The organism is Mesorhizobium sp. CA16, from assembly GCF_020165175.1.
Taxonomy (GTDB): Bacteria; Pseudomonadota; Alphaproteobacteria; order Rhizobiales; family Rhizobiaceae; genus Mesorhizobium.
Genome location: NZ_JAIUHP010000005.1, coordinates 193,042 through 211,368, shown reverse-complemented (window position 1 = coordinate 211,368; position 18,327 = coordinate 193,042). Strand labels below are relative to the sequence as shown.

At 63.1% G+C, this 18,327-nt stretch carries 15 protein-coding genes; 10 read left to right on the top strand and 5 right to left on the bottom strand.

From position 1 onward, the window contains the following. Positions 1–624: 624 nt before the first annotated feature. The 4 genes from LB525_RS10250 to nanR form a co-directional block, all read right to left on the bottom strand. Positions 625–1,074, bottom strand: coding sequence for a sugar phosphate isomerase/epimerase family protein (locus LB525_RS10250; RefSeq protein ID WP_224544502.1), 450 nt, complete (start codon positions 1,072–1,074; stop codon positions 625–627). Positions 1,075–1,086: 12 nt separating this feature from the next. Next, positions 1,087–1,932, bottom strand: coding sequence for a phosphogluconate dehydrogenase C-terminal domain-containing protein (locus tag LB525_RS10245; protein ID WP_224544501.1), 846 nt, complete (start codon positions 1,930–1,932; stop codon positions 1,087–1,089). A 46-nt stretch (positions 1,933–1,978) separates the two neighbouring features. Continuing rightward, positions 1,979–3,274 (bottom strand): ribulose-bisphosphate carboxylase large subunit family protein, encoded by a 1,296-nt coding sequence (locus tag LB525_RS10240; RefSeq protein ID WP_224544500.1) that lies wholly within the window; start codon positions 3,272–3,274, stop codon positions 1,979–1,981. 81 nt (positions 3,275–3,355) lie between these two features. After that, positions 3,356–4,138, bottom strand: coding sequence for a transcriptional regulator NanR (gene nanR / locus LB525_RS10235; protein WP_224528574.1), 783 nt, complete (start codon positions 4,136–4,138; stop codon positions 3,356–3,358). Positions 4,139–4,425: 287 nt separating this feature from the next. Between nanR and LB525_RS10230 the strand changes: the two genes are divergently transcribed. The 10 genes from LB525_RS10230 (at position 4,426) to LB525_RS10185 (ending at position 17,444) form a co-directional block, all read left to right on the top strand. Continuing rightward, the gene (locus LB525_RS10230; protein WP_224544499.1) at positions 4,426–5,445 is read left to right on the top strand and encodes an ABC transporter substrate-binding protein; all 1,020 of its coding nucleotides are present in this window, start codon (positions 4,426–4,428) and stop codon (positions 5,443–5,445) included. A 72-nt stretch (positions 5,446–5,517) separates the two neighbouring features. Next, positions 5,518–7,986 carry an ATP-binding cassette domain-containing protein gene (locus tag LB525_RS10225; protein WP_224528580.1) on the top strand — a complete coding sequence of 823 codons (2,469 nt, stop codon included), beginning with the start codon at positions 5,518–5,520 and terminating at the stop codon, positions 7,984–7,986. Then, positions 7,983–9,023, top strand: a complete 1,041-nt coding sequence (locus LB525_RS10220) for an ABC transporter permease (RefSeq protein WP_224544498.1) — start codon at positions 7,983–7,985, stop codon at positions 9,021–9,023. Before LB525_RS10225 ends, LB525_RS10220 begins: the two co-directional genes overlap by 4 nt. 108 nt (positions 9,024–9,131) lie before the next feature. Beyond that, positions 9,132–9,959: a phosphogluconate dehydrogenase C-terminal domain-containing protein gene (locus tag LB525_RS10215; protein ID WP_224544497.1), complete on the top strand. Its 828-nt coding sequence runs from the start codon at positions 9,132–9,134 to the stop codon at positions 9,957–9,959. Between the two features lie 262 nt (positions 9,960–10,221). Beyond that, positions 10,222–11,163 carry a D-ribose ABC transporter substrate-binding protein gene (locus LB525_RS10210; RefSeq protein ID WP_224528588.1) on the top strand — a complete coding sequence of 314 codons (942 nt, stop codon included), beginning with the start codon at positions 10,222–10,224 and terminating at the stop codon, positions 11,161–11,163. 81 nt (positions 11,164–11,244) lie between these two features. After that, the gene (locus tag LB525_RS10205; protein ID WP_224544496.1) at positions 11,245–11,907 is read left to right on the top strand and encodes a DUF2291 family protein; all 663 of its coding nucleotides are present in this window, start codon (positions 11,245–11,247) and stop codon (positions 11,905–11,907) included. Continuing rightward, complete coding sequence (locus tag LB525_RS10200) at positions 11,904–13,445, top strand: sugar ABC transporter ATP-binding protein (protein WP_224528595.1); 1,542 nt, start codon at positions 11,904–11,906, stop codon at positions 13,443–13,445. The genes LB525_RS10205 and LB525_RS10200 overlap by 4 nt, the downstream gene beginning before the upstream one ends. Further along, on the top strand, positions 13,442–14,506 hold the full coding sequence (locus tag LB525_RS10195; protein ID WP_224528597.1) for an ABC transporter permease: 1,065 nt from the start codon (positions 13,442–13,444) through the stop codon (positions 14,504–14,506). The genes LB525_RS10200 and LB525_RS10195 overlap by 4 nt, the downstream gene beginning before the upstream one ends. Positions 14,507–14,508: 2 nt before the next feature. Further along, entirely contained in the window at positions 14,509–15,543 is a 1,035-nt protein-coding gene (locus tag LB525_RS10190; protein ID WP_224528599.1) for a Gfo/Idh/MocA family protein, read from the top strand. After that, positions 15,540–17,444 carry a hypothetical protein gene (locus tag LB525_RS10185; protein ID WP_224544495.1) on the top strand — a complete coding sequence of 635 codons (1,905 nt, stop codon included), beginning with the start codon at positions 15,540–15,542 and terminating at the stop codon, positions 17,442–17,444. The genes LB525_RS10190 and LB525_RS10185 overlap by 4 nt, the downstream gene beginning before the upstream one ends. A gap of 2 nt (positions 17,445–17,446) precedes the next feature. Here LB525_RS10185 and LB525_RS10180 read toward each other — a convergent pair whose 3' ends face one another. After that, on the bottom strand, positions 17,447–18,160 hold the full coding sequence (locus LB525_RS10180) for a transcriptional regulator NanR (RefSeq protein ID WP_224544494.1): 714 nt from the start codon (positions 18,158–18,160) through the stop codon (positions 17,447–17,449). Positions 18,161–18,327 lie beyond the last annotated feature (167 nt).

Genomic DNA, 18,327 nt, shown 5'->3' with positions numbered 1-18,327 from the left:
TTCTTGCCCGCGTTCCATGCGCGGCGATCGTGAGCGGTGGGGTCATAAAGGGAATGTCCCATTTCGTTTCTCCTTCGGGCATGATTGGCCACGGGAGGAACGCCTACGTACTTACTCGGTTGGAGTCTGGGACCGCAAGAAGACCGACAGCTTCTGGCCTCGTAAATGCGATAGCAGCCATTCGGCACGGCTGGACCAACATCGCCTGGACAAAACCGTCGCGGCTCACACAGCGCTGTTCCTGGCGGCCTCCAGCGAATTCACGAAACGCAGTGAGCGCTGCAGCGTGGCCCGAATAGTCGGGATATCGACAGGGGTCTTTCGCCGTTGCGGGTCGCGGCGCTGAGGGCGCTCCAATCGCAATGGCATTTCGATGCTGACTGGAAGCGCCGGAGGGAGCATCCGCCAATATTTCAGGTAATCGACAGCGCCCTCGCCGAGAGCACAGAACGTCCATCCTGCGTCGCGGCTGACAACGTCCTTGAGATGTGCATGACCAATCGTGTCGATGGCTGTCGCGATATCTTCTGCGGGCTGCGTTGCCTCATGGCTATAGGTGAAGACGTTTCCGGCGTCGTGATTGAGGCGGACTAGGCGCGATCCGATGTCGCGTACGAAGCTTGCTCACATCCGAGCATTGCCAAGTAAATCGCCCCTGCCATGTCCAGGGTTCTCGAGCGCAAGAGCGACACCGGATTGCTCCAGCCTCGGCAGAACGGCATCGATCGCCTTTCGTATGCCCGCCCTTTTTGTCATCGGCCCGGCATTGGTAATCAGGGAGGATGCGCCTAAACCGGCAGCAAAGGCGATGCGCCGCGACAAGGCATCCACCGCATCCGGCCCCGAAAGGTCGAGATGAGCCGATACGGCCTTGATCCCAAGCCCGGCAGCTTCCGCCGTCGCCCTCAGCCTTGAGGCGTTCGTGGTGGTGAACATGCCCTCTTCGAAATCGACATAACCGCGAATGAAGGCCGGCTCGACATGGATGGCGCCGGCCAGCGCGATTTCCCCGATGGCCAGTTCCATCGAATAGCCGTCAAAGAGCGCAGTCGATACCGATATGGTCCTGGGCATCGGAGGCAGCGCTCAGGCTCCTTTGCCGTAGACGATCAGTTCGGAGGCTTCCTTCACCTTGGCTGGAGAGAGGGCCTCGCGCCAATCGTCGCGGACCACGACGCCTTTTGCGAAGCGCATCAGGCGCAGCGCGGCGTCCGAGGGCACTTTGGGAGAGAAGCCGAACCACATGGCTATCTCGACATTCAGATGGCCGATGAGGAAGTCAAGAGCGGCTTGTCTGGGAATGCCATATCTACGCTCGCATTCCTCCACAGCCTCGACCATCGTGTCGACGAAGGGCATCGCAACCATCTCGGACAGGCCCGGCTCGAGTATCGCCAGTTGCTCGACCGTGACCCGGTGGCTTTCGATGATCGGCGACCACATCGTTTTGCACACCTCTTCGCCAAGCGCGTAGTGCTCCTCCGGGCCTTGCATCAGGGCGCAGACGATGGACTGCCTGGCGATGCCGCCGTGATAATCGCGACGCGCCGCCCACTCCGTCTCGTCATTGAACAAAGGCGGATGGCAGGGGTGGCCGATGAAGTAGGACAGGTCTGGCCGATCCCCGGGAAGATCGCCGGCGTAGGGTGCCGCGGCGTCCAGAATGAGGATCATAGTGCCTTTGGCCAACATCGGCGATATCTGCCGCATCACCTGGCCGATGATGTTGTCAGGCAAAGCCATCACTAGGACTTTGGCGCCGGGAATGCCTTCCTCCATGGCGACGGCGCTGAGGTTGGCGTCGGCCAGCCGCTTGCGGCCTGCCTCGCCGACTTCCACGGCGCGGACATCGTAGCCCGCGTCCACCAGCTTGCGGGTCACGCGGAAGCCCATCTTCCCTCCGGCTCCAAGCACCGCTACGGATGTCCTCATTTCTTCTCTCCCATTTTCACGTTGATGGCGCCCGGATGGCGCAGATTCAGCCGAACGCCTGCAGCGCGACCTCGAGTTCCGGATGGTTGGCGGCATAGTCGCGTGCCGGAATGCCTGCGGCAGCGGCGTCGAAAGCATCATGCAGGCTTCGCACGCCTGCAGCCGGCCCACCCGGATGCGCCATGATGCCGCCGCCGCAGCAATAGATGAAATCGTTCGAGCCGAGCCTGCCAAAGGTGTCGGCCGCTTGCACCGCAGTCTGTCCGGACGAAAATACCGGCATGACCATGTCGGGACGGTCCGCGCGCCCAAACATCGGCGTGAGACAGGCATGGGCCGAGGCCATCACCGACGCATCCTGCTCGCAGAATTTGTTGGACAGCCCGTTGACGTGCATGTGGTCGATCCCGGCCAGCCGCCAGAATTTCTGATAGGCGAGATAGCTCATGCCGATATCGACAGAACGGCTGAAAAGGCCCCAGCCTGCGCGATGCCCGTGAAGAGGGACAGCTGAATGTCGGCGAACGTCGATGACGCCCGACAGACCGACGGAATTCAAGACGAGCATGGCGCAGGTCCCGCCGCGCCGACCGATCATATCCAACCGACGCCGCATGGCGTCGACATCTCCCGAAATGTTGGCCGCGTACATAACCTTGCGACCGGTTCTGTCGGCATGTCTGTCTATAACCGCCATCACCGCTTCGAACCGCTGCTCGAATGGCGAATGCGGAGGATCTCCCATCAATTCGTCGTCCTTGATGAAATCGACACCGGCGGCAATCAACGTATCGGCAAGGGCAGCCGTCTCTTCCGGCGTGAGACCGACGCTCGGCTTGATGATCGTGCCGATCAAGGGGCGCCCTTCCACGCCGGTCAGCCGACGCGTTCCCTCCACGGCGAAAGCCGGCCCGGAGTAAGCGTCCGTAAAAAGATCCGGAAAGGTAACGTCCAGCAGCCGCATGGCCGAGAAATGATGCAGCTCGAACAAGTTGCCGAGAACTGTCGACCAAACCGAGGCAAGGACGGTCCCCGTATTCTCGATATTCCAGGAGAGTCCGACCTTTGCCCGGAGCGGCTTGCCGGCCTTCAGGGTTTTCGGAGACCGCGAAAATGGCAAGGCCTCATTCTCGACTTCCACGACATCGTCGATGAATTCGACGCGCGCTCCAAATCTCCTCAGCAGCTCCGGTGTCTCTCCCGGAACGGCACGGAAGGTCCCGCTGGATTGTTCGCCGGCCATTGCGGTTGCGGCGACCTCTAACGGATAGCGGGTTTCGATCAAATAGGTGGCGCAGAGACGACCATTCGATGCGGCTATTCCAGCTGTGACATCACTCATGGAGGGAGCGTTAGCACCAAAATGACATTATGTCATCACATGAGTTTTGGGTGGCAAAAAAAGTTTTCAGAAGCGCGCAATTTAGCCGCCGGCACCGCCGGCCAACTTCGAATAGAGTTCATTGGCGCGGCCAATGTGTTCAGCCATAGCGGCGCTCGCGCCTTCCGCATCGCCGCTGGCAATCGCCTTGTATATTCGTTCATGCTCCTCGACTGTGAGGCGTTCGGCGCCCTTCATGGCGACGAGATCCCGCTTGAACCGGGAAAGCCACTCGAGCATTCCCTTGGCCACAGCTGCGATCATCGAATTCCCGCTCATCTCCGCGATGACGGCGTGAAACTCCATGTCTGCGGTCACAAATCGCGCCTGATCGGTCTTTGCCTCGCGCAAATGGCGCAAGGTCTCGGCAAGTCGCTCCAGGCCCTTGGCCGTGGCGCGCCGTGTCGCGATCCTGACCAGACCGGTTTCCAGCAAGAGCCTGACTTCTTTCAGTTCTTCGAGCCCGCGGGAGTTCGTCGCCAGCATCATGACCATCGCCGCTGAGACCTGGTCGACAATCACCTCGGGCGTCGGATTGATTACGCGTGCGCGTTCGCCATGCGAAATCCTGATAAGGCCCATCTGCTGCAGCGACTGCATCGCTTCGCGGATCGACGGCCGGCCCACGCCAATCATCGTCATCAGTTCCTTCTCCGACGGCAATTGCGAACCGGGCGGAAACTCCGATGTCGAGATCGCGGCCAACAGCCGGTCGAGCACCTCGACATACAGCTTCTTCTTCTGGACCGGTTCCATCCGCCCCTCCGTAATCCTTGTTGGCATATCGACAGCGAGTCGCACGGGCAAACAAGCCCTGCCGGTCAATTGACATTACATATATGATGACCTAATGTCCAGCTTGCGTGGAGCCACAAACCGGCGCGCAGGATGCCGCAGGGCCGGCACCGAAGCCGGCCCGCAGACTGAGGACAGACTTAACCGACAGGCCCATTTCGTTCCCGACGATCGGAAGCGAACAAGTTCCGCTACCGGCTTGCCTATTTGGTATGCTGGTATAACATGTAGATGGTATGGCATCTTCGGAAGAGACGCTGTAAGGGAAATGACAGACGACCGACCGGGTTGGGCGGTTTTTTTGGGAGGAGATATCCATGAAGTTTGCAACTGTGGCGGCATTTGCCGCCGCGCTGGCGAGTGTTTCGGTTCTACCGGCAATGGCGTCGCAGGACGCGCCGGTCATCGCGCTGGCCAACGCCTATTATGGCAACACCTGGCGGCACCAGATGGTGGAGGCGTTCGAAGCCTCCGCCAAGGAAGCCAAGGCCGCCGGGCAAATCGCCGACTACATCGTCATGAACGGCGACGGCTCGGTCGCGCAGCAGAACAGCCAGATCGCCGAACTAATCCTCAAGAAGGTTGACGTGCTCGCCGTCGACGCGGCCTCGGAGACCGCCGTCAACGGCGTGATCGAGAAGGCCTGCAAAGCCGGGATCATCGTGATCTCCTTCGATTCCGTCGCATCGGCGCCGTGCAACTACCAGCTCAATTTCGACTTCAAGGGCTACAAGGCGGCCCAGGCCGAAGCCGTATTTAAGATGCTCGGCGGTAAGGGCAATGTCATCCAGGTGCGCGGTGTGAAGGGCTCGGCGCCCGACAACGACATGTTCAATGCGCAACAGTCGGTGCTGGCCAAGTATCCGGACATCCAGGTGGTAGCCACGGTCTACGGCCAGGCGACCGCTTCGGTTGCGCAGGCGGCCATCGCCAATGTGCTGCCCTCGCTGCCGCATGTCGACGCCGTGCTCGGCCAAGGCGGCAGCGACGATGTCGGCATCGCCCAGGCCTTCGTCCAGTATGGCGGCGACTACAAGGACAAGATGCCGATCATCGAAGGCGGCGGCGGCACCGACTTCGTCAAATGGTGGGCCGAGGAGAACGCCAAGAACGGCTACCAAACGGTTTCGATGAACACCACGCCTGGCATCGGCGGCGCCGCTTTCTGGCTCGGGCTGTCGCTGCTTAAGGGCGCCAATGCGCCCAAGCTGATGATCATGCCGGTGGCGACGGTCGATGCGAGCAACTTGAAGGACTATGCAAAGCTGCCGGGCGGGCAGATCATCAGCCCGAGCTACTCGCTGGACTGGGTCAAGCAGAACCTGCTCAGCAAATAAGCCAGGCAGTTCGGGATCGGGCGCTGCCGCACGGCCGCGCCCGATCGTTGTCCGCGCAAAACCGGAGGACGAATGTCCCACATCGCCGTTGCCGTACAGGGCACCGCTGCCGCCCCTGCTGGACCGAGCGTCGTTTCGCTGAGCGGGATCACCAAGAGTTTTGGGCCGACGCTGGCCAATGCGGGGATCGACCTGTCTGTGCGGGCCGGCGACGTGATCGGGCTCGTCGGCGGCAACGGTGCCGGCAAGTCGACGCTGATGCGCATTCTGTGCGGCGCGATGTGGCCGACGCTAGGCGCGATTTCCTTTGCCGGCGAAGAGGTTCCTTTCGCAGCCTACAACACTGGCGAAGCGCAGCGCCGTGGCATCCGCATGGTGCATCAGGAGCTGTCGCTATGCGCCAACCTGTCTGTCGCCGAGAATTTCTTCCTGGAGACCCCTGGCGACTCGGCAAGCCGGCCGGGCTGGCGGGCGTTGTACCGAACCCGCGCCCGCGCGGCGCTCGACGCCGTCTTCCCGGGCAACGGCATCGACGCCGATACCGAGGTCGGCCATCTCACCATTGCCGAACGTCAGATGGTCGAGATCGCACGCGCCGCGGCGACGCCCAGCGTCACGCTGATCGTGCTCGACGAGCCGACCTCTTCTCTCGACCTCGACCGCTCGAAGCAGCTGAGAGCCTTTGTCCGCGGACGCGCAAAGGCCGGACTCGCCTTCATCTTCATCAGCCACAAGCTGCAGGAGATCATCGACATCGCCACCGAAGTCGTGGTGCTGCGCAACGGCCGCATGGCCTGGCAGGGCCACGCCTCGAATGCCTCGATCGGCAAGCTGGTGCAGTTGATGGGTGGCGACGCCAATCCGATCCATCAGCACAGCGTCGCCGCGGCATCCTCGCAGGACGTGCTGGTGCGGCTCTCGGGAGCGCTGACGTCGGAGCTCGGCCGCGACCTCGACATCGTGCGCGGCGAGATCGTCGGGTTGGCCGGGCTCGAGGGCAGCGGCCAGAAGGATCTGCTGCACGCGATCTTCAAGCCCGACCGGAAACAGCAGGCGACCGTCGCCAGGTATGCCGAGGCAGGCTTCATCGCCGGTGACCGGCAGAAGGAAGGCGTGTTCCCGCTGTGGAGCGTGCTCAGCAACATCAGCATTGGCGCGCTTGCCCGCCGGTCGGCGCTGGGCGTCGTTTCCGAGCGCGCCAACAGCGATACGGCGAAAGGCGCCGCCAGCAAGCTGCGGCTCGACGACACGCGCTTTCAGTCCAACATCACCGAGCTCAGCGGCGGCAACCAGCAGAAGGCACTGGTGGCGCGGGCGCTGGTCGCTGACACGCCGATCATCCTGCTCGACGATCCGACACGCGGCGTCGACATAGCCACCAAACAGGATTTCTATCGGCTCTGCAACGAAGTCGCGCGTGGCGGCAGAGCGCTGATCTGGCATACGACCGAGGATGCGGAACTGCTTGCCTGCGACCGCGTGCTGGTCTTTTCCGGCGGCCGTATCGTCAGCGAGCTGGCGGGCGAGGCTATTACCGAGCAAGCCATCGTCGGTGCCTCCTTCGCGCAACCGGCGGCCGGCCAATCCAATACCCCCAGCAAGCGGACCGTCATGGCGGGACTCGGGCGCAAACTGGTCAATGCCGCGCCGTTCATCGGGCTTGCCGCCGTGCTTGCCATCATGATCGCGATCAATCCGGCTGTCGCCTCGACTTTCGGGCTCGATCTTCTCTTGATGCCGGCGCTGTCGCTGGTGCTGGTGACGGCGGCGCAGATGTTCATCGTCGGGGGCAGCGAGATCGACCTCGGCGTCGGCGCCTTCGCCGGCCTGGTCAGCGTGCTCAGCGCCACACTGCTCTACGACCAGCCATGGCTCGGCACGCTGGCGCTGGTGGCCGCGCTCGCCGCCTATGCCGGCCTTGGCGGCGTTATCCAGGCGCGCAAGATCCCGGCCATCGTCGTCACGCTGGGCGCATCCTTCATCTGGGTCGGCATCGGCTACGCGCTGCAGCCGACACCCGGCGGCGCAAGCCCGGACTGGCTGATCACCCTCTTCGGCTGGTCGATCGGCTTCATGCCGACGTCGATCATCATGATCGCAACCGTGGCACTGATCGTGCTCGCCATTGACCGGTTGCCGCTCGGTGTGGTGCTGCGTGGCTTCGGTAACAACCCGGCTGCGATGATCCGCTCAGGATGGTCGCCGACCCGCTATGCACTGGTGCGCTATCTCATCGCCGGTCTGTTCGCGGGCGCTGCCGGCCTGTCGCTGACGGCCATCAACACGGCGAGCGACATCAACTCCGGCAATTCCTTCACGCTGCTCAGCGTCGCCGCGGTGGTGATGGGCGGCTGCTCGCTCCTCGGCGGCATCATTTCGCCGGTCGGCGCCGTCGCCGGCGCGGTGACGCTCTCGCTGATCGGCGCACTTCTGGGCACCCTCAGCGTCAGCAGCGACTACAACGCCGCCACGCAAGGGTTGATCCTGATCGCGCTGCTCACCTTGCGCAGCCTGACCGCAGACCGCCGGAGCGAGTCATGAACGCATTTGCCAGCTTCGGCATCTGGGCGCAGCGGAACCGCTGGATCTGGGCGGCGATCGGCGTGCTTGTGTTGTGGCTGGTGCTCTCCGTGGTCACCAACCGCTTCAGCCTGTCCAGCTTGTCCGGAGTCATTTTGTCGGCATCTTTCCTGACGATCGTCGGCATCGGCCAGATGTTCGTGGTGACCACCGGGCGCGGCAACGTCGATCTCTCCGTCGCTTCGGTAATCACGCTCAGCGCCTTCGTCGCGTTGCTCACCATCAAGGGACAGGATGCCAACCTGGCCATCGGCGTCATCGCCGCGATCCTGCTCGGCCTGGCCGTCGGGGCGCTCAATTCGCTGCTTGTCGTCGGGCTCGGCATTCCGGCGATCATCGCGACGCTGGCGACCGGCTATGTGTTGGCGACCGCAACGCTCTTATCGAACAAGGCGATCCCGGGTTTCGCGGTCAGCCCGGCACTGAAGCAACTGGCGACTGGCCGTATCTCCGGCGTGCCGATCATGGCCGTCATCGCCATTCTCGGCGTCGCCGCAACCTCCTTCGTTTTGCGCTACACGGTGTTCGGGCAACTGCTGTCAGCGGTCGGCCAGAACCGCGCCGCGGCCCGGCTCGCAGGCATCAGCAACGGTCCGGTGGTCGCATCGGCCTTCGTCATCTCCTCGGTGCTGGCATCGCTCGACGGTCTGTTGCTCGGAGCCTATATCGGCGGCGCCTTCCTGGAGATGGGCCAGCCCTATCTGCTGCAGTCGATTGCCGCGGTGGTGCTAGGCGGAACGCTGATCTTCGGCGGATCGGCGACGGCTTTAGGGACGCTCTTCGCCAGCATCCTGCTCATCCTCATCGTCACCACCATGCAGATCATCGGTCTGCCTCCGGGCGCGCAAGACATCGTGCAAGGCATCGTCGTTATCTTCGTGCTTGCGCTGGCCGGGCGCCAGGCAATGGCACGGCGCACGCCCGCCGACCTCGCGGACGGCGACAAGGACCCGGAGGCGACGACGAAAGTGCCGGCGGCGACGGTCCAGCCGAGATGACAGACAAGTCATAGACAATTCCTCTTGCCAAACTCTGGTAGAGTGATCATACCAGTATGCGAGATGACGATTGGCGCGGCCCCTCGTCTGAACGTCAGGAGCAGATTGATGACAACGATTGCGCTATTGGGTGCCGGCGGCAAAATGGGCTATCGCCTGTCGACCAATTTTCGCGGCTCGCCCTACACCATCCGCCATGTCGAGATCAGCGAGCCGGGCAAGGAGCGCCTGAAGACCGGGCTCGGCATCGACACGGTCGGCGTCGATGAAGCGCTCAAGGGTGCCGACGTGGTGATCCTGGCGGTTCCCGACACGCATATCGGCAGGGTCTCGGCCGGCATCGAGAGCAAACTCGTCCCGGGAACGATGGTGATCGTGCTCGATGCGGCAGCGCCTTTTGCCGGCCATCTGCCGAAGCGCTCCGACCTCACCTATTTCGTCACCCATCCCTGCCATCCGCCGATCTTCAATGACGAAACCGACATGGCGGCCAAGAAGGACTTCTTCGGCGGCGTCAAGGCCAAGCAGCACTTCGTCAGCGCCCTGATGCAGGGTCCGGAGCAGGACTATGCCAAGGGCGAGGAGATCGCTCGGATCATCTGGGCGCCGGTGATGCGCTCGCATCGCTTGACCGTTGAGCAAATGGCGCTACTGGAGCCTGGTCTGTCGGAGACGGTATGTGCTTCGCTGCTCGTCGTCATGAAAGAAGCCGTCGACGAGGTGGTGGCGCGCGGCGTCGACAGGCAGGCGGCGCTCGACTTCCTGCTTGGCCACATGAACGTGCTCGGCGCCGTCATCTTCGGTGAAACCAAGGGTGTGTTCTCGGACGCCTGCAACAAGGCTATCGAATTCGGCAAGCCGGTGCTCATGCGCGACGACTGGAAGCGGGTCTTCGAACCGGAAGAGATCGCAGCCAGCATCCAGCGCATAACCTGATGCGAAGTCGAGGTTAGGTACAGATCACCTGAATTAGTGGTTGACTCATCATACCAGCTAGCTTTAGCTGCCCTGGCTCGGATTTTTGGGAAATCCGACCACGAAGGAGTGACGGGCGGCGGGGAGAGCAGCGAGACAAGGTTCGGATGAAAGCCGGCAAAGACTTTCAAAATCCGAGCGGCGCGGCCCGCACTGCCTAACTAATTCAGACGCAGACAATCGCCTCGGCCGTCCGGGGCAGGTTTTTCAACGGGAGGACTTTATGAAACTCAATCGCAGAATGACGCTTGCGGCTTTCGCCGGCGTGCTCGCACTCGGCACCGCGATGCCTGCCTATGCGGCGGACCTGATCGCCATCATCACGCCTTCGCACGACAATCCTTTCTTCAAGGCGGAAGCCATCGGCGCCGAGGCCAAGGCCAAGGAGCTCGGCTACGATACGCTGGTGCTGGTGCATGACGACGATGCCAACAAGCAGTCGGAGCTGATCGACACGGCGATCGGTCGCGGCGCCAAGGCGATCATCCTCGACAATGCTGGCGCCGACGCCACTGTCGCGGCCGTGCAGAAAGCCAAGGACGCCGGCATCCCCTCCTTTCTCATCGACCGCGAGATCAACGCCACCGGCGTCGCCGTGGCGCAGATCGTCTCCAACAACTACCAGGGCGCCCAGCTCGGCGCGCAGGAATTCGTCAAGCTGATGGGCGAGAAGGGCAATTATGTCGAACTGGTCGGCAAGGAGTCCGACACCAATGCCGGCATCCGCTCCAAGGGCTATCACGACGTGATCGACGACTATCCGGACCTGAAGAAGGTCGCGCAGCAGTCGGCCAACTGGAGCCAGACCGAGGCCTATTCCAAGATGGAGTCCATCCTGCAGGCCAACCCGGACATCAAGGGCGTGATCTCCGGCAACGACACGATGGCGATGGGCGCCTATGCGGCGTTGGCCGCAGCCGGCCGCAAGGACGTCATCGTCGTCGGCTTCGACGGCTCGAACGATGTGCGCGATTCTATCACGTCAGGCGGCATCAAGGCGACGGTGCTGCAGCCGGCCTACGCCCAGGCGCAGATGGCCGTCGAGCAGGCCAGCGACTTCATCAAGAACAAGAAGTCGCCGGAGAAGGAAAAGCAGCTGATGGACTGCGTGCTGATCAACGGCGACAATGCTCCCAAGCTGGAGACCTTCGCGCTCAAGAACTGAGCCGGCCCGATAGAAGCTGCGAGGGACGAACGCGTTCGCCCCTCGCCTCCATTTTCACTATCCGGGTGTCTTTCGAACGCCATGCCGAACAAGTTGACCTGGCTCACCCTTGGGCTGACCGTTGCCGCGCTCGTTGGTCTCAGCATTAGCGCCTGCAAGATCCTGCCGACACTGTCGGCGCAAGGCGGCGATAGCGCCAACAGTACGGCCTTCAATCCCGACAAGATGGTCGAGGACATCTGGGTCTCGAAGGTCATTCCCTATTTGCAGCAGAAGGCAGGACCGTTCGCAGAGGTCCATGCGCTGGCCAAGACCGATCAAGTCGCCGCCGGCGCCAGATACGGCAATGCGAAGAAGCAGGCGAATTCGCCATGGACTTTCGCGGTTCGGGTCGAAGGCAAGATCGTCGCCGCCAACACGCAATCGCGCGCGGCGACCATCGATGTCGACGTCGATGGCGACGGCAAAGCGGATGCGCGTGTGCAGATCGGGCCGGCGATGCGCGGCACCGCACTTCGCGACAGCCTGGACTTCGTGCAGTTCAACGACTTCACCAACCAGATCGACTTCGCCCAGTTCGGCAAGGCCTTCAATGCCCATGCCGACAAGACCGTGCTGTCCAAGCTGCCGCGTGATAAACTCGAGGGCCGGACCGCGAAGGTGCTCGGCGCCTACACGATCGAAAGCAGCCAGAACCTGCCGCTGGTGACGCCGGCGGAGGCCGAGATCGGGCCGAAGCCATGAGCTCCGATCACGACGTCATACTCAAGCTGGAAGACATCTCCAAGGTCTATGCCGGCACCGTGGCGGTCAAGCACGCCAATTTCGAGGTGCGCAAGGGCGCCGTCAACGTGCTGGTCGGCGAGAACGGCGCCGGCAAGTCGACGCTGATGAAGATCATCGCCGGCGTTGAACGGCCAACCGCCGGCCGAATCCTGCTCGACGGCAACGAGGTTTCGTTCTCGTCCTCGGGAGATGCAGTCGGCCGCGGCATCGGCATGGTGTTCCAGGAACTGAACCTGTTCGGCAACCTCACAGTCGCCGAGAATATCTTCGCCACCCGCGAGCTGACCAACTGCTTCCGCAAGATCGACCATAAGGCGCAGGAGCGGCGCGCTGCCGAGTTCCTCGAACAACTCGAAGCCGGCATCCGGCCGGACATGCCGGTCGAGGATCTGCGCATCGGCCAGCAGCAGCTGGTCGAGATCGCCAAGGCGGTTTCGCTCGACGCGCGCGTCCTGATCATGGACGAGCCGACCTCGGCGCTGAGTGCGGCCGAGGTCGAGATCCTGTTCAAGGTGATCGCCGATCTCAAGGCGCGCGGAGTCGCCATCGTCTACATCTCGCACCGGCTGGAAGAGCTGATCCGCATTGGCGACTACATCACCGTGCTGCGCGACGGCCGCATCACCGGCCAGGAGGAGATGAAGAACGTCGACACGCAGTGGATCGTGCGGCAGATGATTGGCTCCGACGCCAAGGATTTCGCCAAGGCCGATGGTCATCAGCCGGGCGAGGAGATCTTCCGCGCCGAGGAGATCTGCCTGCCGCGCGTCACCGGCGGATTGGCGGTCGACCATGTCTCCCTGTCGCTGCGCGCCGGCGAGATCCTAGGCATCTACGGCCTGATGGGCGCCGGGCGCAGCGAACTGTTCGACTGCATCATGGGTCGCCACGGCCAAGCCAGCGGCAGGATCTTCATCGACGGCAAGCCGGTCAAGGAGCGCGACACGACGCGGCGCATCCGGCGCGGCCTGGCGCTGATCCCGGAAGATCGTCAGCGCGAGGGCCTGGTGTCGATCCTGTCCGTCGCCAGCAACCTAACCTTGGCCAGCCTGTCGCGCTTCGTCAGCCTGTTCCACATTCGCGGCGGCGCCGAGAAGCAGGCTGTCACGCAGATGGTGCGCGAGCTGGCGATCAAGGTGGCCGACCCGGCGCAGGAGGTGTCATCACTGTCCGGCGGCAACCAGCAGAAGGTTGTGATCGGCAAGGCGCTGCTCACCGGACCGAAAGTGCTTTTGATGGACGAGCCCAGCCGCGGCATCGATGTAGGCGCCAAGGCCGATGTCTTCCGCACGATGCGCAAGCTTTCGCGCGACGGCCTGGGAATCCTCTTCGCCACTTCGGACCTCGACGAGGTGATGGCATTGTCCGACCGCATCGCGGTGATGAGCAACGGAAAATTGACGGGAATGTTCAACCGCGCCGAGGCGACGGAAGCGGCGATCGTCGCCGCATCAGCGCTTGGCCATGGCCCCGTACACGGAGAGCAAACCCGATGACCGACATCCCAGCCAAGGCTGCCGCGCCATCCGTGTCGAGCGGCTCCATGCTTTTGACGCTGATGAAGCTCCGGACCTTCATCGCCCTGATCGCCGTGCTGGTGTTCTTCTCGATCGCGGCGCCGAATTTCCTCTCGGCGGGCAACCTCATCCTGATGGCCAAGCACGTGGCGCTCAATGCTTTCCTCGCCATGGGCATGACCTTTGTCATCATCACTGGCGGCATCGACCTGTCGGTCGGCTCGATCGTCGGCCTGTGCGGCATGGTTGCCGGCTATCTGGTGCTCAACGGCATCGACTTGCAGATCGGCTACACCGTCTATTTCAACGTCATCGAGATCGCGCTGATCACGCTTGGCGTCGGCATCCTGATCGGCGCCGTCAACGGGCTACTGATCACCAGGCTCAACGTCGCGCCCTTCATCGCCACGCTCGGCACGCTCTATGTCGCGCGCGGACTGGCGCTCTTGTCGTCGGACGGCCGTACCTTCCCCAACCTCGTCGGCAAGCCGGAGCTCGGCACCACCGGCTTCGGTTATCTCGGCGCCGGCAAACTGTTCGGCCTGCCGGTCTCGATCTGGATACTGGTAGTGGTGGCGCTGGGAGCGGCCTATCTCGCCCGCTATACGCCGCTCGGCCGCCACATCTTCGCGGTCGGCGGCAACGAGCGCGCCGCGCGGATCTCGGGGGTGCGGGTCAATATGGTGAAGATGTTCGTCTACATGTTCTCCGGCCTCTGCGCGGCGATCGTCGGCCTCATCATCTCGTCCGAGCTGATGGCCTCGCATCCGGCCACGGGCGAAAGCTTCGAGCTCAACGCCATTGCGGCGGCGGTGCTTGGCGGCACCTCGATGTCGGGCGGCCGCGGCACGATCGGCGGCACCATCGTCGGCGCCTTCGTCATCGGCATCCTTTCCGATGGGCTGGTGATGATGGGGGTGAGCTCGTTTTGGCAGATGGTGATCAAGGGTCTCGTCATTATCGTCGCCGTCGTTGTCGACCAGGCGCAGCGCCGGCTGCAGAGCCGCGTGACATTGATGCAGATGGCGAAGGTGGGTTGAGCATGGCTGAGTTGCGTGGAGCGCTGATCGGCTGCGGCTTCTTCGCCGTCAACCAGATGCATGGCTGGCGCGATATAGACGGCACCTCGATCGTCGCCATCTGCGATCGCGACCCCGAGCGACTACGGATCGTCGGCGACCAGTTCGGCATCGAGCGGCGCTATGGCGATGCGGCCGTGATGTTTGCCGGCGAGACGCTCGACTTCGTCGACATCGCCACCACCGTCGGCAGCCATCGGCCGCTGGTTGAGATGGCTGCGGCCAACCGCGTGCCCGTGATCTGTCAGAAGCCGTTTGCGCCGTCGCTGGCCGACGCCAAGGCCATGGTGAAAGCCTGCGCGGATGCCGGCGTGCCGCTGATGGTGCACGAGAACTTCCGCTGGCAGTCGCCGATCCAGGCGGCGCGCGCGGTTGTCGACAGCGGTGAGATCGGCAGGCCGTTCTTCGGGCGCATCTCGTTCCGCTCGGCCTATGATGTGTTTTCCGGTCAGCCTTATCTAGCAACGGGCAAGCGCTTCATCATCGAGGATCTCGGCATCCACATCCTCGACATCGCACGCTTCCTGCTCGGCGACGTATTGAGCCTCACGGCGCGTACTGCGCGCGTCAATCCAGCCATCGCCGGCGAAGACGTGGCGACGATGCTGATGGATCATGAGGGCGGCGCAACCTCCGTGGTCGATTGCAGCTATGCGACGAAGCTTGCCACCGAGCCGTTCCCGGAGACACTGATCGAGCTTGACGGGACGGACGGCACGATCCGCCTGGCGCAGGGCTACCGCCTGACGGTCACCGGCAGGAGCGGCACCAGCGTCACCGACGTCTCGCCGCCGCTGCTTTCCTGGGCGTCGCGGCCGTGGCACAACATCCAGGAAAGCGTCGCGGCGATCCAGAAGCACTGGGTGGACTGCCTTGCCGCTGGCAAGGAACCCGCCACCTGCGGCGCCGATAACCTCAAGACATTCGCGCTGGTCGAGGCCGCCTATGCCGGTGCGGCCAGCCGGCAACCGGTACGGATCAACGAGCTACTCAAATGACCGCTGATCCGTTCCTGCTCTACGGGACGCACGCGGTCGAAGCCGAGCCTGTCAGGCTCAGCGCAGGACCGCTTAGCGCCGATTTCGTCAACGGCAATCTGCGCACCATTCGCCACGCCGGCACCGAGGTGCTGCGCGCCATCGCCTATATCGTGCGCGACCGTGACTGGGGCACTTATGAACCTGCGCTGGCGGATCTGGCCATCGAACAGAAGGACGACCATTTCTGGGTGCGCTACTCGGCAAGCTGCGAGGGGCCGGACGGAAGCAGGCTCGGCTTCCAAGCCGCGATCGACGGCCATGCGGATGGCCGGCTCAGCTTCGATGTTACCGCCCTGCCCCAGAGCGATTTCGAGACCAACCGTTGCGGTTTCTGCATCCTGCATCCGATCGCCGGCCTCGCCGGCAGCCCGGTGAAGGTCGAGCACACGGACGGCACCATCGTAAATACCAAGCTGCCGCTGCTGATCGACCCCTGGCAGCCTTTCAAAGACATGCGCGCCATCACTCATCAGGTGCGGCCGGGCGTTAGCGCCGAATGCCTGATGGAAGGCGACATTTTCGAGATGGAAGACCAGCGTAACTGGTCGGATGCCTCCTACAAGACCTATGTGCGGCCGCTCGCTCTGCCATGGCCCTATATGCTGCCGGCCGGCCAGCCGATGCGACAGACGATCGGCCTGCGCATCACCGGTGGCTCCAAGGAGACTGCCAAGGCGATCGGCGCCGAACCGGTCCGCATCGAACCAGGCGAGACCGGCGCGAAGCTGCCCGATGTCGGCCTGGTCATTTATCCGGAAGATGTCGAAGCGGCATTGGGCAACCTTCCGCTGCTCAAGAAGCTTGGCCCACAGCAGCTCCTCCTCCATTACGATTCGACACGCGGCCACGGCCGGGACGCCTTGCAGGCTTATGCCAGGCTCGCCGCAGCATACCCGGCCTCCACAACGCTCGAATGCGTGGTCGCCTGCGCTGGCGATCTCGACGCCGAGCTCTCCGGTGTCGCCGACATGGTGCGCCGGGCCGGCCTACGGCTCGATGCCGTCGCGGTCTCGCCGTCTGTCGACCGGCAGTCGACACCGCCGGGCAGCGCGTGGCCGGCCTGTCCGCCGCTGGAGGACGTCTATGGCGCCGCGCGGCGCGCCTTCCCGGACATCCGTCTCGGCGGCGGCATGTTCAGCTATTTCACCGAGCTCAACCGCAAGCGCGTTCCCGCCGGCCAGCTCGATTTCATCACCCATTGCACCTGTCCGATCGTGCACGCGGCGGACGATCTCAGTGTCATGCAGTCGCTGGAGGCGCTGCCTTTCATCACTCAGTCGACAAGGGCGATCTATGGGGCGAAGCCTTATCGCATCGGCCCGTCGACGATCGCCATGCGGCAGAATCCTTATGGCGGCGCCACCAAGGACAATCCAAACGGCCAGCGCATCGCAATGGCCAATCGCGATCCGCGTCATGCCGGCTTGTTCGCCGCCGCGTGGACGATCGGCTACGCCGCGCGCGTCGCGCCGGCCAGGTTGGAGATGCTGACGCTCTCCGGCTTCACCGGGCCATTCGGTGTGCTGGCGACAACCGGCGAGCCCGCCGAGGAGGGAAAGCCGCGACCGGTCTTCCACGTGTTGCAGGGCCTGGTCGCACTGGCTGGTCATTCGCAAATTGCCATGCGCGTGAGCGACGATCGCGTGGCCGTTCTGGCGGGCCGCTCACCAGCCGGCGCCATCACGGTCTGGCTGGCGAACGTCACATCGGATGATGTGACCGTCGACGCCTCGGCGCTCGCGGGCGGAGCGGCGGGTCCGGTTACGATCTGGGATGGAGCGGGAGCGCGCAGGCTTGCTCCAGGCGCGGTTTCGGGGCCCCTGGCAATGGCCGCCTATGCCGTAGGCAGGATCGGCTGAAGCTACTTCTCGGAGTTCATCACATACAGGGCGCGCGAGCGCTCGAGATGCTTGATCATCGCCTTCTCGGCGCCGTCGGCATCCTTCTTCTCGATGCGGCCGATGATCTCCTCGTGCTCGGTCAGCGTGAACTTTTCCTTGCCGGTCCAGATCAGCATTTCCGTGTGGTATTCCTTCAGCCAGCCGAGCATCGCCTCGCTGACCGCGACATAGATCGGATTGCCCGAGATCGCCGCGATCTGGGTGTGAAACTTCATGTCGGCGGAGATGAAGGCCTCGGCATCGCCGCGCGCGCCACGTTGCTCGGCGACGGTTGCCCTGAGCCGCTGAACGTCCTCGGGCGTGGCCTTCTCCGCCGCTTCCTTGACCATGCCGCGCTCGAAGAAGATGCGCGCACTCTTTAGATACTCCAGCGTGTCTTTCGATGACGACAGAATGATCTTGGCCGCGCCGTCGACCTGCTTGATGATCGATTTGGCGGTGAGCTGCAGTACCTTGGCACGCTCGCCATGCGAGATGGCGACCAGGCCCATATTGCTCAGTGCCTGCATCGCTTCACGAATCGCCGGCCGGCCGACCTCGAAGCGCTCCATCAGTTCGCGCTCGGACGGCATGTCATCGCCCGGCTGCAATTCACCGCTAGTGATCAGCCGCTTCAGCCTGGCAAAGACTTCATCGGAAAGCTTGCGTCGGACGATCGGTTCCGAACGGTTCATCGCCGCGAATCACTCCCTTGGCCCTGCTTCCAATCTAGCACCGTGACCGCAATTTGCGGAATGTCCATCGTCCTTTGGCGCCGCGCCAGCCAGGATATTGCTTGCAATGCTTATGTACTCATTATACCAGATTTTGGACTCAGGGAATTCTTTTCCAGGCATTTCGA

What these genes read in the sequence shown, in the direction of transcription:
- LB525_RS10245 (WP_224544501.1), bottom strand. Translation starts at nt 1,932, where the DNA reads ATGAGGACATCCGTAGCGGTGCTTGGAGCCGGAGGGAAGATGGGCTTC.
- LB525_RS10240 (WP_224544500.1), bottom strand. Translation starts at nt 3,274, where the DNA reads ATGAGTGATGTCACAGCTGGAATAGCCGCATCGAATGGTCGTCTCTGC.
- LB525_RS10185 (WP_224544495.1), top strand. Translation starts at nt 15,540, where the DNA reads ATGACCGCTGATCCGTTCCTGCTCTACGGGACGCACGCGGTCGAAGCC.
- LB525_RS10200 (WP_224528595.1), top strand. Translation starts at nt 11,904, where the DNA reads ATGAGCTCCGATCACGACGTCATACTCAAGCTGGAAGACATCTCCAAG.
- LB525_RS10230 (WP_224544499.1), top strand. Translation starts at nt 4,426, where the DNA reads ATGAAGTTTGCAACTGTGGCGGCATTTGCCGCCGCGCTGGCGAGTGTT.
- LB525_RS10225 (WP_224528580.1), top strand. Translation starts at nt 5,518, where the DNA reads ATGTCCCACATCGCCGTTGCCGTACAGGGCACCGCTGCCGCCCCTGCT.
- LB525_RS10220 (WP_224544498.1), top strand. Translation starts at nt 7,983, where the DNA reads ATGAACGCATTTGCCAGCTTCGGCATCTGGGCGCAGCGGAACCGCTGG.
- LB525_RS10195 (WP_224528597.1), top strand. Translation starts at nt 13,442, where the DNA reads ATGACCGACATCCCAGCCAAGGCTGCCGCGCCATCCGTGTCGAGCGGC.
- LB525_RS10250 (WP_224544502.1), bottom strand. Translation starts at nt 1,074, where the DNA reads ATGCCCAGGACCATATCGGTATCGACTGCGCTCTTTGACGGCTATTCG.
- LB525_RS10215 (WP_224544497.1), top strand. Translation starts at nt 9,132, where the DNA reads ATGACAACGATTGCGCTATTGGGTGCCGGCGGCAAAATGGGCTATCGC.
- LB525_RS10210 (WP_224528588.1), top strand. Translation starts at nt 10,222, where the DNA reads ATGAAACTCAATCGCAGAATGACGCTTGCGGCTTTCGCCGGCGTGCTC.
- LB525_RS10205 (WP_224544496.1), top strand. Translation starts at nt 11,245, where the DNA reads ATGCCGAACAAGTTGACCTGGCTCACCCTTGGGCTGACCGTTGCCGCG.
- LB525_RS10190 (WP_224528599.1), top strand. Translation starts at nt 14,509, where the DNA reads ATGGCTGAGTTGCGTGGAGCGCTGATCGGCTGCGGCTTCTTCGCCGTC.
- LB525_RS10180 (WP_224544494.1), bottom strand. Translation starts at nt 18,160, where the DNA reads ATGAACCGTTCGGAACCGATCGTCCGACGCAAGCTTTCCGATGAAGTC.